The organism is Clostridium sp. MCC353 (assembly GCF_018785315.1).
In the GTDB taxonomy this organism is placed as follows: domain Bacteria; phylum Bacillota; class Clostridia; order Lachnospirales; family Lachnospiraceae; genus CHH4-2.
In genome coordinates this window covers 16,509-31,200 of record NZ_WQPN01000087.1, presented here as the reverse complement: position 1 = coordinate 31,200, position 14,692 = coordinate 16,509, and the positions used below count along the sequence as shown (strand labels likewise).

Annotated in this window: 13 protein-coding genes and 1 riboswitch; all 13 genes read left to right on the top strand. The window is 48.1% G+C overall.

The features are described from left to right. Nucleotides 1–308 precede the first annotated feature (308 nt). The 13 genes from GPL15_RS15890 (at nt 309) to lpdA (ending at nt 14,669) form a co-directional block, all read left to right on the top strand. Complete coding sequence (locus GPL15_RS15890) at nt 309–881, top strand: NADAR family protein (RefSeq protein ID WP_215699667.1); 573 nt, start codon at nt 309–311, stop codon at nt 879–881. After that, nucleotides 878–1,774 (top strand): NUDIX domain-containing protein, encoded by an 897-nt coding sequence (locus tag GPL15_RS15885; protein ID WP_215699666.1) that lies wholly within the window; start codon nt 878–880, stop codon nt 1,772–1,774. The genes GPL15_RS15890 and GPL15_RS15885 overlap by 4 nt, the downstream gene beginning before the upstream one ends. Before the next feature lie 458 nt (nt 1,775–2,232). Next, nucleotides 2,233–3,702 carry a sensor histidine kinase gene (locus GPL15_RS15880; RefSeq protein ID WP_215699668.1) on the top strand — a complete coding sequence of 490 codons (1,470 nt, stop codon included), beginning with the start codon at nt 2,233–2,235 and terminating at the stop codon, nt 3,700–3,702. A 1-nt stretch (nt 3,703) separates the two neighbouring features. Beyond that, nucleotides 3,704–4,489 (top strand): response regulator, encoded by a 786-nt coding sequence (locus tag GPL15_RS15875; RefSeq protein WP_215699665.1) that lies wholly within the window; start codon nt 3,704–3,706, stop codon nt 4,487–4,489. 320 nt (nt 4,490–4,809) lie between these two features. Then, the gene (locus GPL15_RS15870) at nt 4,810–5,844 is read left to right on the top strand and encodes a TRAP transporter substrate-binding protein (RefSeq protein ID WP_215699664.1); all 1,035 of its coding nucleotides are present in this window, start codon (nt 4,810–4,812) and stop codon (nt 5,842–5,844) included. Next, nucleotides 5,845–6,348 carry a TRAP transporter small permease gene (locus GPL15_RS15865; protein ID WP_215699663.1) on the top strand — a complete coding sequence of 168 codons (504 nt, stop codon included), beginning with the start codon at nt 5,845–5,847 and terminating at the stop codon, nt 6,346–6,348. Continuing rightward, nucleotides 6,345–7,655 carry a TRAP transporter large permease gene (locus GPL15_RS15860; RefSeq protein WP_215699662.1) on the top strand — a complete coding sequence of 437 codons (1,311 nt, stop codon included), beginning with the start codon at nt 6,345–6,347 and terminating at the stop codon, nt 7,653–7,655. The genes GPL15_RS15865 and GPL15_RS15860 overlap by 4 nt, the downstream gene beginning before the upstream one ends. A 57-nt stretch (nt 7,656–7,712) precedes the next feature. Then, a riboswitch (glycine riboswitch) is annotated at nt 7,713–7,789 on the top strand. A 171-nt stretch (nt 7,790–7,960) separates the two neighbouring features. Further along, nucleotides 7,961–9,046: a glycine cleavage system aminomethyltransferase GcvT gene (gcvT, locus tag GPL15_RS15855; protein ID WP_215699661.1), complete on the top strand. Its 1,086-nt coding sequence runs from the start codon at nt 7,961–7,963 to the stop codon at nt 9,044–9,046. Between the two features lie 24 nt (nt 9,047–9,070). Beyond that, the gene (gene gcvH, locus GPL15_RS15850) at nt 9,071–9,454 is read left to right on the top strand and encodes a glycine cleavage system protein GcvH (protein ID WP_215699660.1); all 384 of its coding nucleotides are present in this window, start codon (nt 9,071–9,073) and stop codon (nt 9,452–9,454) included. A 25-nt stretch (nt 9,455–9,479) separates the two neighbouring features. Continuing rightward, a complete protein-coding gene (gcvPA, locus tag GPL15_RS15845; protein WP_215699659.1) occupies nt 9,480–10,799 on the top strand; it encodes an aminomethyl-transferring glycine dehydrogenase subunit GcvPA in 1,320 nt (439 codons plus the stop codon). Continuing rightward, nucleotides 10,796–12,223, top strand: a complete 1,428-nt coding sequence (gcvPB, locus tag GPL15_RS15840; protein ID WP_215699658.1) for an aminomethyl-transferring glycine dehydrogenase subunit GcvPB — start codon at nt 10,796–10,798, stop codon at nt 12,221–12,223. The genes gcvPA and gcvPB overlap by 4 nt, the downstream gene beginning before the upstream one ends. Before the next feature lie 25 nt (nt 12,224–12,248). Beyond that, nucleotides 12,249–13,244 carry a lipoate--protein ligase gene (locus tag GPL15_RS15835; protein ID WP_215699657.1) on the top strand — a complete coding sequence of 332 codons (996 nt, stop codon included), beginning with the start codon at nt 12,249–12,251 and terminating at the stop codon, nt 13,242–13,244. Nucleotides 13,245–13,280: 36 nt separating this feature from the next. Continuing rightward, nucleotides 13,281–14,669 carry a dihydrolipoyl dehydrogenase gene (gene lpdA, locus GPL15_RS15830; protein ID WP_215699656.1) on the top strand — a complete coding sequence of 463 codons (1,389 nt, stop codon included), beginning with the start codon at nt 13,281–13,283 and terminating at the stop codon, nt 14,667–14,669. Nucleotides 14,670–14,692: the final 23 nt, after the last annotated feature.

Sequence of the window (14,692 nt, the reverse complement as noted above, 5' to 3'; positions counted from 1 at the left end):
TAGATAATATTAAAATGATAATAACAAAATGATAATATTTTAATAAATAATAAAACAATAATAATAAGGCGCTGAAAATAATAAAACAACGATAATAATAGAACACGCTAATAATAAAACAACAATATTATCGATAAAAGCAATATTTAATTGCAATAACAAGATTAATACCAATAACAAGATTAATACCAATAACAAAATTAATAGCAATACCAAAATTAATAGCAATACCAAAATATCCATATTACTAAATATCCATATCAACCCAGCAATACAAACAAAAGATGTCAGCCTAAAAGGAGAATGCCATGATCTATCAAATCGAAGACCTAAAAAAAGCGTACAACAAGGGTGAAAAATTCCGTTTCTTATTCTTTTGGGGCCACACCCCTCCTGCCGACGGCCATATTAATGAAAGCTGTCTCAGCCAGTGGTGGAAGTGCTCATTTGTTATAGACGGAATCGCTTATTCCTGTGCAGAACAGTACATGATGGCGGAAAAAGCCAGAATGTTTGGAGACGAAGAGATGTTATCCATGATTATGAAAGCCGCTCGTCCCAAGGAGATGAAAGCTTACGGACGGGCTGTGAAGAATTTTGATCCGGAACGGTGGAACGTTTCCTGTTATGAGATTGTTAAGAGGGCAAATCTGGCGAAATTTTCCCAGAATCCTGAACTTTGGGAGTTTTTGCGGACGACGAAGAAGCGGATTTTAGTGGAAGCCAGTCCCAGGGACCGGATTTGGGGTATTGGAATGGGGAAAAGCAACCCGGATGCCGAATGTCCTGTGAAATGGAGGGGAACTAATTTGTTGGGATTTGCGCTGACGGAAGTTCGTGACCTGCTTTTGAAAAAGGAAGGGGAGGAACTAGGCCGATGAAAGAGATCAGGGACAGGAACGGACTGACAGAAGAAGAATTTTTAAGACAGTACAAGCCGGGGGACTATCCGCGGCCATCCGTTGCGGCGGATATGGTTATTTTTACAGTGACTGAAGAAGAAAAAGAGAATTACCGCAGGCTCCCGGAAAAAGAGCTTCGGGTGCTGCTGATCCAAAGAGGCGGCCATCCCTTTTTAGGCTGCTGGGCCCTTCCGGGTGGCTTTGTGCGCCCGGTGGAGACATCGGAAGAGGCTGCGAGAAGGGAATTAAAAGAAGAAACCGGGGTGGATCAGGTCTATTTGGAACAGTTGTATACATTCAGCGATGTGGGAAGAGATCCCCGCACCTGGGTCATGAGCTGTTCCTATATGGCGTTGATTGACAGCGCCAGGGTTTGGGTGAAAGCTGGTGATGATGCGGACAATGCGGCCTGGTTTGGCCTCACCTGCCAGATGGTGGAAGAGAGCAGTGGAAAAAAGGACGGAACGATCATTAAAAGGCAGAAGTTTCGTTTGGAGCTGCGTCAGAAGGAGATCATTTTAAAGAGCACAATTGAAAAAGTGGTGGAAAAGCACAGGTGCGGCCAACGTTGCGAGTATAGGATTTTGGAAAATGACGGACTGGCCTTCGACCATGCCAAAATAATCATCTATGCCATAGAACGGCTTCGTGGAAAACTGGAATATACGGATCTGGCCCTGCACCTGATGCCGGAATATTTTACGCTGACCCAGCTCCAGCAGGTATATGAAGTTATTCTGGATAAGAAGCTTTTGAATGCTGCATTTCGAAGAAAGGTGGCAGGACTGGTGGAAGAGACCGATTCCTTTACGGAAAATGAAGGCCACCGACCATCGCGGCTTTATCGGAGAAAAGGAGAAGTAATAGAATAGTAGGACAGATATACAGTGGACAGGATGAAGAACCAGACAGACAAACAAACAGAGGGCCAGACAGAAAACCAAACAGAAAACCAAGCAGAGAACAGAACAGAGAACCAAGCAGAGGACCAGACAGAAAACCAGACAGAGAATAAAACAGAGGATCAGATAGAAAACCAAACAGAGAACCAAACAGAGAACCAAACAAAGCAAAGCCTTTTCAAAGTCCATCGATTGCGGTAAAATAGAAGTCATAGAATATGCAGTATTATGTGAAAATAATCCTGATGGCTTATTTTTCACACTCAAATTTGTGCCGGAACCCCCAATTTGAATCGCAGATGAGAATTTGAAATTCTCAGCGCATTCCTGCGCAGCGCAATATTTGCACAACGCAATATTTGTGCTAAAACGCTCCGGCATGGAGGGATATATGATAAAATGCAGCAGAGAGGATTCGACTGGTGAGTATGAGCAAGCCGTCTGTTTTTAAATTCAGGGAAAAATTTCATAAGCGGTGGCTCTCGTATTCGCTCAGGCAGAAGATCCGCATGATAACCGGCCCGGCCGCGGCCGCTGTTTTTCTGGCCGTTTTAGCGGCTCTTTCGATCACTGTTTTCGGCATGACGGGATTCCATACAATTCTGGAAAATAATGCGAAAAGCCTGGATTTCAGAGTGGCAATTGAGCAGGAGACCAGGAAATTTGCCGGTTTTATCCAGGATAGCGGTGAAGAAAACAGGGATGCTTATTTTGAAGCCTGCCAAAATACCCGGGAGGCGTTAGAGGCCCTTCCCTATGATTATGAGAAGACGGGAGCTGCCCGGTTTGCGAAGACATGGTCTATTAAGAACAGTTTTGAGACATATGAAAAAAAGAAAGAACAGTTCTTTTCCACAGACCCTTCCGAAGATGATTATGTGCGGAAATTATATGAGATTTACAGCATTCAGGATTATCTGCAAAGCTATGCCGGCAGTCTGCAGCAGATGAATGAGGAGGAGGGGAATCTTCAGTACCGGCGTCTGGTGCCGCTGTTTATGGTGGTTCCTGTCTGCACCGTCATTTTTGCGGCGGCGGCCGTGACCGTCATTTGGCGGATGAACCGTTTATTGGAACGGAATCTGGTACAGCCGGTGTTGGAGCTTTCCGGGGAATCCAACCGGATCGCCCAAAATGATTTCAGCGGGCCGGATTTAAGCCCGGAAGGAGAGGATGAGATCGCTGATCTGGTCCGGGCCTTTATGGTGATGAAACACTCCACACAAGGGTATATTACAACTCTAAAGGAAAAGCACGAGATGGAGAAGCAGTTGGATGCGGTCCGGCTCCAGATGCTGAAAAACCAGATCAATCCCCATTTTTTATTCAACACCCTGAATATGATCGTGGGAATGGCACAGGTGGAGGAGGCGGAAACCACGGAGAAGATGATTACCGCCATGAGCCGGCTGTTCCGCTATAATTTAAAATCCACGGCCTCCGTAATGCCGTTGGAGCGGGAAATTAAGGTGGTGGAAGATTACATTTATCTCCAGAAAATGAGATTTGGCAGCCGCATCCGGTATGAGGCTGACTGCAGCCCGGAAACTGCCGATCTTTTGATCCCTTCGTTTGCCCTCCAGCCGATTGTAGAAAATGCCATTGTCCATGGTCTCAGTGAGAAGCCGGAAGGCGGCAGGATTTATATCCGTACCTGGATGAATGGAAGAAAACTCTGGATTTCAGTTGCGGATACAGGCATTGGAATTTCAAAAGAGCGGCTGGAAGAGATTCAAACAGCCCTTATTCAGGGAAAAGAGGACAAGACAGGAGTGGGAATCGGAAATATTTACCGCAGGATTCATACCATGTATCAGGATGGGGAACTTTATCTGTACAGCAAGGAAAACTGCGGTACAGTGGTGCAGATATCATTTACGGCAGAGGGAGAGGATTAATATGTACCAGGTTTTAGTAGTTGACGATGAAATGATAGAGCGGATGGCGCTTGCCAGAAAACTGAAAAAGCATTTTGGGGATACCTGTCAGGTGATTCAGGCGGAAAATGGTCTGGAAGCGCTGAGAATGTTTCAGGAAAACAGCATCCAGATTGTGATTATGGACATCGGAATGCCTGGTATGAACGGTGTGGAGGCAGCAGAACAGATCAGGAAACTGGACAAGGGAGCGGTTATCATATTTTTAACAGCATATGATGAATTTTCCTATGCCAAGAGGGCGATTTCGATCAGGGCGCTGGAATACCTTTTAAAGCCCTGCGATGATGAAGAACTTCTTCCGGTGATTGAAGAGGCCATGCGGCAGGCTGGGATGAACGCGGAGTTCACAGAACCGGAACAAGGGGTCCGTTTTGAGGAAGCGGCGGGCCAGGATGAGGAAATCAATGAAAACAGAATCAACCAAATCGCGGGGATCCTCCGTGAATATGTGAAAAACCACTATATGGAAGAGATTTCCATGCAGGATGCGGCCAGGGCCATGAACTATTCGGACGCTTATTTCTGTAAACTGTTTAAACAATGTTTCGGCCAGAATTTCACTGCCTATTTGACCCAGGTGCGGATGAATGAAGCGAAAAAAATGCTTCAGAATAAGGCTGTCAATATAAAAGATGTGAGCAGCGGGGTGGGGTATACGGATTCAAAATATTTCTCTAAGGTATTTAAACGTATGACCGGCATGCTTCCTTCGGAGTATCGCACTGGTTATAATGTACAAAAATAGTAATAATATTTTGTACATATGTACTAATGAAACAAAAAAATTGAAAAACAGGCTAAAAATGTCCACCTCGATGACAATATTTTACGCTACCAAAATGTCCTCCCGGGCTTTATAATGGGGATACTGTTAAGAAAACGCTAAAAACTTAACAATATCTGATTTATAAAACCCGGGGGGATTTTTAGTGTTTAAAACAAGTTCGAACAGCAGCTTTTTGTATCGGGACGCCGATCACATGTGGAAGGTTTATGGCAGCGCAGTTTTTGTGAGACAGAACAGGCAGACACAAGACAGGTAAACACAAAGCAGATCAGAAAGGAATGGAAAGAGCATTGAAAAAGATATTAAAAAAACTGGCGGTTATCGCTATGGCAGCGGTCATGTGTGCAGGGCTGGCCGGATGCGGATCTGTAACAGGGGGAAAAAGGATTATCAGGATTTCCCATGGACAGTCGGAAACCCATCCCCAGCATTTGGGACTTTTGGCCTTCAAGGAATATGTGGAAGAGCGTCTGGGTGACAAATATGAAGTTCAGATTTTTCCCAATGAGATCCTGGGTTCCGCTCAGAAGGCCATTGAGCTGACACAGACGGGAGCCATAGATTTTGTTGTGGCCGGAACCGCCAACCTGGAGACATTTGCGGGTGTGTATGAGATATTCAGCATGCCTTATTTATTCGATTCGGAAGATGTTTATAAATCCGTGATGGAAGACACGGAATATATGGAGCAAGTCTACGCTTCAACCGATGAAGCCGGTTTCCGTGTCGTGACCTGGTACAATGCAGGAACCCGTAATTTTTATGCCAAAACACCGATCAGCACGCCGGACGACTTGAAGGGCAAAAAGATCAGGGTTCAGCAGAGCCCGGCCAGCGTAGCCATGGTAAACGCATTCGGAGCGGCAGCAGCGCCTATGGGCTTCGGCGAGGTGTATACGGCCATCCAGCAGGGGGTCATCGACGGGGCTGAGAACAACGAACTGGCTTTAACCAATAACAAACACGGTGAAGTTGCCAAATATTACTGTTACAACAAGCATCAGATGGTGCCTGATATGCTGGTCGGCAACCTGAAGTTTTTGAACAGTTTAAGCCCGGAAGAATACCAGATTTTTAAAGAGGCGGCCGCTTTATCCACGGAAGTGGAGATGAAGGAGTGGGACGACAGCATCGTGGAAGCAAAACGTATTGCGGAGGAAGAGATGGGAGTGAATTTCATCGATGTGGATGTGGAGGCATTTAAGGAAAAAGTGCTGCCTTTACATGAGAAAATGTTGAAAGAAAACCCGAAAATCGTTGATTTATATCAGCATATCCAGGAAGCCAACGAAAGAGCGAAAGGAGGAGAGTAGATGGAAGCATTACATAACGTGAGAAAGGCGCTGATGAAGGTTTTGGGATTCTGCATCATTTTTTTATTCATGATGATGACGGCAATCGGAACCTATCAGATTGTGACCAGATACTTTTTCAACCGGCCCAGCACGGTGTCCGAGGAACTGCTGACCTACTCTTTTACCTGGATGGCCCTTTTGGCTTCCGCCTATGTGTTCGGAAAACGGGATCATATGAGAATGGGATTTTTAGCGGATAAACTGACGGGAACCGGAAGGAAGTGGCTGGAGGTGGTGATTGACCTTTTGGCCTTCGCTTTTGCAGGAGTTGTGATGGTCTATGGGGGAATCTCCATAACAAAGCTTACCATGATCCAGACCACGGCATCCCTCAGGGTTCCCATGGGGTATATCTATATGATCGTTCCGGTGACGGGAATCCTGATCATGATCTTCAGTCTTATTAACGCTTTGGACATGCTCCATGGTGATTTCAGTGAACGGGGGGAAGCAAAAGTATGAACACAATCGCAATCGTCTGCGGACTGATTATTCTGGTCCTTTTAGTAATCATGCTGCTGGCCGGCGTACCCATCGCTGTGGCCCTGGCAATTTCATCCATCTGTGCCATCCTTCCCGTGCTGAATACGGGAGCGGCGGTGCTGACTGGCGCACAGAGGATATTTTCCGGTATTTCCGTATTCAGCCTTTTAGCCATTCCATTTTTCATTCTGGCGGGAAATATCATGAATAAAGGCGGAATCGCCATCCGTCTGATCAACTTCGCAAAATTGTTCACCGGAAGGATTCCGGGGGCATTAGCCCATACCAATGCGGTTGCCAATATGCTGTTCGGCGCTATCTCAGGTTCCGGCACGGCGGCAGCTTCCGCCATGGGTTCGATCATTGGGCCGATTGAAGAGGAAGAAGGGTATGACCGGGATTTCTCCGCAGCGGCCAATATCGCCACAGCCCCTACAGGCCTTTTGATCCCGCCGAGCAATGTTATGATCACTTATTCCTTAGTCAGCGGCGGAACCTCGGTCGCAGCCCTCTTTATGGCCGGATATATTCCGGGAATTTTGTGGGGCCTGGCCTGTATGCTGGTTATCTATTACTTTGCGAAAAAGCGGGGATACCGAAGCACGAAGAAATATAGCAATTCAGAAAAGGTGAAGGTGTTTTTCCAGGCCATTCCATGCCTGCTGATGATCATTATCGTAATCGGCGGTATTATTTCCGGTATCTTCACCGCCACCGAAGGAAGCGTGGTCGCTGTTGTGTACAGCCTGATTCTGTCCTTATTTTTCTATAAATCCATCAAATTCAGCGAGCTGCCTAAGATATTCCTGGACAGCGCGGAAATGACGGGCATCATCATTTTCCTGATCGGTGTGTCCAGTATCATGAGCTGGGTTATGGCGTTTACGGGAATACCGACCGCAGTATCGGAAGCCATGTTAAGCATCAGCGATAACCGTTACGTAATCCTGTTTATTATCAATATCCTGCTGCTGATCATCGGTACATTTATGGATATGACGCCGGCCTGCCTGATTTTTACACCGATCTTTCTGCCGATCTGTCAGACACTCGGAATGAATACGGTTCATTTTGGTATTATGATGATCTTTAACCTCTGCATCGGCACTATCACACCGCCGGTGGGTACTACGCTGTTTGTTGGCGTTAAGGTAGGAAAAACCAGGATTGAAAATGTGATCAAACCTCTGCTTCTTTATTTCGCAGCCATTTTTATCGTCCTTCTGCTGGTTTCCTACGTGCCGATTCTTTCCATGTGGCTGCCGGGACTTTTAGGATATGTATAAAGAAACTTGATTTTCACCACAACATATGGTAGGATTAAAATACAAATTCATAATCGGTTGAAGAATCCGGGAGAGACTGGCTGACAGCGCCGAAGGGGAGAGAAACTCTCAGGCAAAAGGACCGGATTTGGACGAAACTCTGGAAAGGTGAATATGGTATTTTAACCGTTACCGTTAGCACCACCGACGAGGCAGCTTCGGATCGACCGAAGTAATCTTTCAGGTACGAAGACAGGGCATATAGCAGTTATTTGCTGTATGCTCTTTTTTGTGTCTAAAATTTGACAAACTTGAGGAGGTAACACATGGAACTAAAAACAACATTGTATGACACCCATGTAAAATATGGGGGAAAGATTGTGCCGTTTGCAGGATATCTGCTTCCTGTCCAGTACAAGACGGGTGTCATAGCGGAACACATGGCTGTGAGAACGAAATGCGGATTGTTTGACGTGTCCCATATGGGGGAGATTACCTGCATCGGCAGCGATGCCCTGAAGAATTTAAACCATCTGTTAACCAATGATTTCACCGGCATGTATGACGGCCAGGCCAGATACAGCCCGATGTGCAACGAAGAAGGGGGAGTTGTGGACGATCTGATTGTGTATAAGATCAGGGATGGCCATTACTTTATTGTTGTCAACGCATCCAATAAAGACAAAGATTTCGCCTGGATGAAGGGGCACGAGTTTGGAGACGCCGTATTTACGGACATTTCGGATACAGTTGGACAGATCGCCCTTCAGGGGCCGAAGGCTCATGAAATTCTATTAAAGATCACGGATGAAGGGATGATCCCCGTTAAATATTACAGCTGCCGGGCGGACGCCAAAGCGGCTGGGATCAACTGCATCATATCCAAAACCGGATATACGGGAGAGGACGGCTATGAGCTTTATATGGCGGCGGATCAGGCGCCTGCCATGTGGGAAGCGCTTATGGAAGCCGGTGAGGAGGAAGGCCTGATTCCCTGTGGATTAGGGGCCAGGGATACCCTGCGGTTAGAGGCATCCATGCCCCTTTATGGCCATGAGATGGATGATGTGATCACGCCGTTGGAAACGGGGCTTGGGTTTGCCGTAAAGATGAAAAAAGAGGAATTTATCGGAAAGAAAGCCCTGGAAGAAAAGGGAGAACCGGGGAGAAAAAGGATTGGGCTGAAAGTAACCGGACGGGGGATTATCCGGGAACATCAGACCGTATTTGCGGGCGGTAAGGAGATCGGCATCACCACTTCGGGAACCCATTGCCCGTATCTGGGATATCCTGTGGCAATGGCTCTGGTGGATAAGGAATTTGCTGAACTGGGCACTTGCGTGGAGGCAGAAGTGAGAGGTAGAAAAGTGGAAGCGGAAGTAGTGGCGCTGCCATTTTATAAAAGAAAATAAATAATATGACAGGAGGAATTTGTTATGACATTTCCAAAGGAGTTAAAGTACGCGAAATCACATGAGTGGGTGAAATTTGAAGATGAAAATACGGTTCTGATCGGTTTGACCGATTATGCGCAGAATGAGCTGGGGGATCTTGTGTTTGTCAATCTTCCGGAGCCGGGAGATGAGGTGACGGCTGGGGAGGCGTTCGGCGACGTGGAATCGGTGAAAGCGGTTTCCGATGTTTACTCACCTGTGACCGGAACTGTGGCCGGGATCAATGAAGAACTGTTAGACAGCCCGGAATCCATCAATTCTGATCCCTATGGGGCGTGGTTTATTAAGGTGACGGATGTGAATGACCAGGAAGATTTAATGGATGCGGACAGCTACGAAGCCTTTATAGAAGAAAACAGAGAATAACCGGAACAGGCGAAAGGAGAAGGATATGGGGTCTTATCTGTCCAATACGAAAAAACAGCAGGAAGAGATGCTGAAAGAAGCCGGATATGATGGCTTTGACGCGCTGTTTTCCCACATTCCCCAGGAAGTCATGATGAAAGGGGAACTGAACATTCCGTCCGGGTGTTCCGAGATGGAAGTGATGGGGAAAATGGAGAAGATGGCTTCTTCAAACCGGGTGTTTCCACATATTTTCCGGGGAGCAGGGGCTTATAACCATTACATACCGGCCATTGTAAAGAGCGTTACTTCGAAAGAGGATTTTGTCACGGCTTATACGCCGTACCAGGCGGAGATCAGCCAGGGAAACCTGCAGTCCATTTTTGAGTTTCAGACCATGATCTGTGAGCTGACCGGGATGGACTGTGCCAATGCGTCGGTGTATGACGGGGCATCCGCGGCGGCCGAAAGCATTTTTATGTGTAAGGAAAGAAAGCGGGTGAAAGCCCTGGTTTCCGCAACGGCTCATCCGCAGGTGATTGAAACCATGAAAACTTATTGTTATGGCCGGGATACGGAACTGGTGGTTGTGCCGGAAAAGGATGGAGCGACGGATCTGGAAGCCTTAGCTTCCCTGGCAGATGAAACCACGGCCTGTTTTTATCTTCAGCAGCCTAATTATTATGGGATTTTGGAAGATGCGGCGCAATGCGGCAGAATTGTTCATGAAAAAGGCGGCAAATTCGTGATGGGCTGCAATCCCATTTCACTGGCTGTGCTTCAGACCCCGGCGGAATGCGGGGCTGACGTGGCGGTGGGAGAAGGGCAGCCGCTGGGGCTTCCCCTGGCTTTTGGAGGGCCTTATCTGGGATTTATGGCGGCCACAAAAGCGATGATGAGAAAGCTTCCCGGAAGGATCGTGGGGGAGACGGTGGACAGTGAAGGCAGGAGGGGATTTGTGCTGACCCTTCAGGCCAGGGAACAGCATATCAGGCGGGAAAAGGCGGGCAGCAATATCTGCTCCAATCAGGCGCTGTGCGCTATGACCGCATCGGTCTACTTATCCGCCATGGGGGCAGAGGGCCTTAAACAGGCCGCGGTTTCCTGTATGTCCAAGGCTCATTATCTTCAGGACGCTTTGGCTGAAGCAGGTTTGAAACCGGTATATGAAAGGACTTATTTCCATGAATTTCTGACCGAATCCCCGGTGGACACTGGCGTTTTAGGGGATTACCTGGAAAGCCGTGGTTACCTTGGCGGCCTGCCGGTGGATGGGAACAGGATTTTGTGGTGTGTGACGGAGATGAATACAAAGGCTGAGATGGATGAACTGGTCCGTCTGGTGAAGGAGGTATGTGCCGGATGAAGCTGATATTTGAACGGAGTGTAGAGGGAAGAAAATGCAGCATTCTTCCGGAATGTGATGTGCCGGTTGTGGAGCCGGGAGCCTGGGCGAGAAAACAGCCCCTCCATCTGCCTGAAGTGTCGGAAAATGATATCAGCCGCCACTATACGGAACTGGCAAAGGCCACCCACGGTGTGAACGACGGTTTCTACCCGCTGGGATCCTGCACCATGAAATACAATCCAAAGGTCAATGAGGAAGCGGCCTCTTTAAAAGAGTTCACCCAGATCCACCCGCTGCAGCCGGAGTATACGGTTCAGGGATGCCTGGAGGTGTTAAAGACCGCGGAAGACGTTTTTTGCGAAATCACGGGTATGGATCAGATGACATTCCAGCCGGCGGCAGGGGCCCACGGGGAGTTTACAGGACTTCTTCTGATCAAGGCATATCATGATAAGCGGGAGGACAGGAAGAGAACCAAGATCATTGTGCCGGATTCCGCCCATGGGACCAATCCGGCCAGCGCCGTGATGGCAGGATTCGAGGTGGTCAATATTCCGTCCCAGGAAGACGGATGTGTGGATTTGGAGAAGCTGAGAGCTGCTGTGGGAGAGGATACGGCCGGTTTAATGCTGACCAATCCCAATACGGTTGGCTTATTTGATAAAAATATTCTGGAAATCACCAGGATTGTGCATGAGGCAGGAGGCCTGAACTATTATGACGGGGCTAATTTAAACGCGGTTATGGGCGTTGTGAGGCCCGGGGACATGGGATTTGACGTGGTGCATTTAAACCTGCATAAGACCTTTTCCACCCCTCACGGCGGCGGGGGACCGGGAAGCGGGCCGGTGGGATGCAAGGAGTTTTTGGCAGAGTTTCTGCCGGGCTGGAGAGTGGTAAAGGACGGCGGATATCATATGGAGGAATATGGTTCTTCTGTGGGCATGGTGAAATCATTTTACGGAAATTTCCTGGTGGTTGTAAAGGCGCTGACTTACGCGCTGATGCTGGGAAAAGAAGGGATTCCCGAGGCATGTAAGAACGCTGTGTTAAATGCCAACTATATCCGTGTGAAACTGTCAGGAAAATACCACATGCCGTACAAAGAAACCTGTATGCATGAATTTGTCATGAGCCTGGAGCAGGAAAAGCACGACATCCATGTATCGGCTATGGATATTGCAAAGGCGCTTTTAGATTACGGCATCCATCCGCCGACCATGTATTTCCCGTTGATCGTGCATGAGGCTCTGATGGTGGAACCGACGGAAACGGAATCAAAAGAAGGCCTGGATGAGCTGATCGGTGCATTTCTCGACATTTATGAAAAAGCAGAAAGCGATCCCCAGTGGATCCAGGAATCCCCGCATACCACCAGGATCAAACGCCTGGACGAGGTGGCGGCGGCCAGGAACCCTAAATTAAGATATGTGTTTGAATAAAAGTTCTGACGGATGAAGGAGCAGTATGGCGGAGTTAATCAGCGTGATTGAGAGCAAGGGAACCAATCCCTATGAAAATCTGGCCCTGGAAGAATACCTTCTCATGCACGTCAGGCCCGGGGAATGTATCCTCTATCTCTGGCAGAACCGAAAGACAGTGGTGATCGGAAGAAACCAGAACGGATGGAAAGAATGCAGGATCGGGCGTTTGGAAGAGGACGGCGGGTTTCTGGCCCGCCGCCTTTCCGGAGGCGGAGCGGTATTTCATGATCTGGGGAATTTGAACTTCACGTTTTTGGCTGACAGAGATTATTACGATGTGGAGAAGCAGACGGAAGTCATATTGAGGGCGGTGAGGGCGTTTGGCGTTCAGGCAGAGCGGACCGGGCGCAATGACCTAACGGTGGATGGAAAAAAGTTTTCCGGCCATGCGTTTTACCGGACAGGGAACCGCTGCTATCACCACGGTACGGTGCTTCTGCAGGCGGACATGGATGAGATGTCAAAGTATCTCAATGTTTCACTGGACAAATTGAGATCAAAAAGTGTGGATTCGGTTAAAAGCCGGGTGGAAAATCTGATCGCTCATGTACCCGATATCACTGTGGAGCGGATGAAACAGGCCCTCATAGATGCGTTTGAGCAGGTATATGGAAAACCTGCGGCATATCTGCCGGAGGAACGTCTTGACAAGATGGAACTGAGAAGAAATTATGAAAAATTTTCCTCCTGGGATTGGAACTATGGAAGGAAAATCCCCTTCCAATATGAGGTGAACAAACGGTTTCCCTGGGGTGGTATCGGTATACAGCTAAATGTAAACGGCGGAGTCATACAGGAGGCTGCGGCGTATTCCGATATGCTGGATACGGAATTTATATCGAAACTGGAACAGGCCCTTTCAGGAGTGCCTCACAGCGAAAGAGAGATGGCAGAGGCTGTAAAGGGAATTCTGTGCAGCAGCCCTCTTCAGGAAGAGATCAGGAAGGATATTGCAGGCTGTTTGACACAAGATGAATAGCGGAATGGGATAAAATGCTTTGGAATGGAGAATTTTATGGCAGAACAATTCGATTTAATCGTGATTGGCGCGGGGCCGGGGGGATATATACCGGCATTAAAGGCCGCCGGGCTGGGAAAGAAAACTGCAGTAATAGAAGCTGAATATTTGGGAGGAACCTGCCTGAACAAAGGCTGTATTCCGACCAAATCCCTGCTCCATGCAGGTGAATTATACCGGGAAATGGGAAACGCTGACCGGTTCGGCATCAGCGGCGGCGGATATTCGCTGAATGGCGAGGCTGTATGGAATTATAAGGACCGTGTGGTCTCAGAACTCAGGAATGGAATTTCCCAAAGCCTGAAGAAGGTTAAAATAGAAGTGATTAAGGGCCGCGGAAAGATAACCGGGGAAAAAGAAGTGACGGTTTTTAAAGAGGGCGGAGAAGAACTGGTGATAACAGGAGAAAAGATTCTGATTGCAGCAGGTTCCAGCCCGGCGGTTCCTCCTATTGCAGGAGCAAAGACAGAGGGAGTTGTGGACAGTGACGGGATATTAAATGGGGACGGAACCATTTATCCACGGCTTGTGATCATCGGCGGCGGGGTGATCGGCATGGAGATGGCAACGGTTTACAGCGATTTTGGAAGCCGTGTGACGGTCATTGAAGCCATGGACCGCATTCTGCCCGGCATGGACAAGGAAATCTCCCAGAATTTAAAGATGATCATGAAAAAAAGAGGGGTGGAGATCCATACCTCGGCTGCTGTAAAAGAAATCTGCAAAACGGAAGACGGGCTGGTCTGCCGTTTTGAGGAAAAGGGACAGGAGCTGGAAATAACAGCGGACCGGATTCTGATTTCCATCGGTCGCAAACCCAATGCGGAGGGGCTTTTTTCGGAAAGCATGGAACCTTGCTTTAAGAAAAACAGAGGGTATCTGGCCGTGGATGGGGACTATGAAACGTCTGTAAAAGGCATTTATGCCATAGGGGATGTGATTGGCGGAATCCAACTGGCCCATGTGGCCACCGCAGAGGGCTGCCGGGCGGTGGAGGCCATGTTCGGCCTGCCTTTTACCCAGAAGCTGGAAACGGTGCCTTCCTGTGTTTATACCAGTCCGGAAATCGCCTGTGTGGGAATGACTGCGGATCAGGCGAAGGAAAATGGAATTGCCGTGAAAACAGGAAAATACATCATGTCTGTTAACGGCAAATCGGTTCTGACCATGCAGGAGCGGGGATTTATCAAGCTGGTGGCGGAAGCGGAGAGCAAAAAGATCATCGGCGCCCAGCTCATGTGCGCCAGGGCCACGGATATGATCGGGGAACTGGAGCTGGCGGTCAATAAAGGGTTGACGGCGGCGGATTTGGCAGAAGTTATGATGCCTCACCCCACATTTTGTGAGGGAATCGGGGAAGCAGCCCTGGAGTTGATAGAAAAATAACAGAATTAAAATGGAACAAGATC

Excerpts from the sequence above, each read along its gene's own strand:
- GPL15_RS15865 (WP_215699663.1), top strand. The coding sequence starts at position 5,845 with ATGGAAGCATTACATAACGTGAGAAAGGCGCTGATGAAGGTTTTGGGA.
- GPL15_RS15870 (WP_215699664.1), top strand. The coding sequence starts at position 4,810 with ATGGAAAGAGCATTGAAAAAGATATTAAAAAAACTGGCGGTTATCGCT.
- GPL15_RS15885 (WP_215699666.1), top strand. The coding sequence starts at position 878 with ATGAAAGAGATCAGGGACAGGAACGGACTGACAGAAGAAGAATTTTTA.
- lpdA (WP_215699656.1), top strand. The coding sequence starts at position 13,281 with ATGGCAGAACAATTCGATTTAATCGTGATTGGCGCGGGGCCGGGGGGA.
- gcvPB (WP_215699658.1), top strand. The coding sequence starts at position 10,796 with ATGAAGCTGATATTTGAACGGAGTGTAGAGGGAAGAAAATGCAGCATT.
- gcvH (WP_215699660.1), top strand. The coding sequence starts at position 9,071 with ATGACATTTCCAAAGGAGTTAAAGTACGCGAAATCACATGAGTGGGTG.
- gcvPA (WP_215699659.1), top strand. The coding sequence starts at position 9,480 with ATGGGGTCTTATCTGTCCAATACGAAAAAACAGCAGGAAGAGATGCTG.
- GPL15_RS15880 (WP_215699668.1), top strand. The coding sequence starts at position 2,233 with ATGAGCAAGCCGTCTGTTTTTAAATTCAGGGAAAAATTTCATAAGCGG.
- GPL15_RS15875 (WP_215699665.1), top strand. The coding sequence starts at position 3,704 with ATGTACCAGGTTTTAGTAGTTGACGATGAAATGATAGAGCGGATGGCG.
- GPL15_RS15890 (WP_215699667.1), top strand. The coding sequence starts at position 309 with ATGATCTATCAAATCGAAGACCTAAAAAAAGCGTACAACAAGGGTGAA.
- GPL15_RS15860 (WP_215699662.1), top strand. The coding sequence starts at position 6,345 with ATGAACACAATCGCAATCGTCTGCGGACTGATTATTCTGGTCCTTTTA.
- GPL15_RS15835 (WP_215699657.1), top strand. The coding sequence starts at position 12,249 with ATGGCGGAGTTAATCAGCGTGATTGAGAGCAAGGGAACCAATCCCTAT.
- gcvT (WP_215699661.1), top strand. The coding sequence starts at position 7,961 with ATGGAACTAAAAACAACATTGTATGACACCCATGTAAAATATGGGGGA.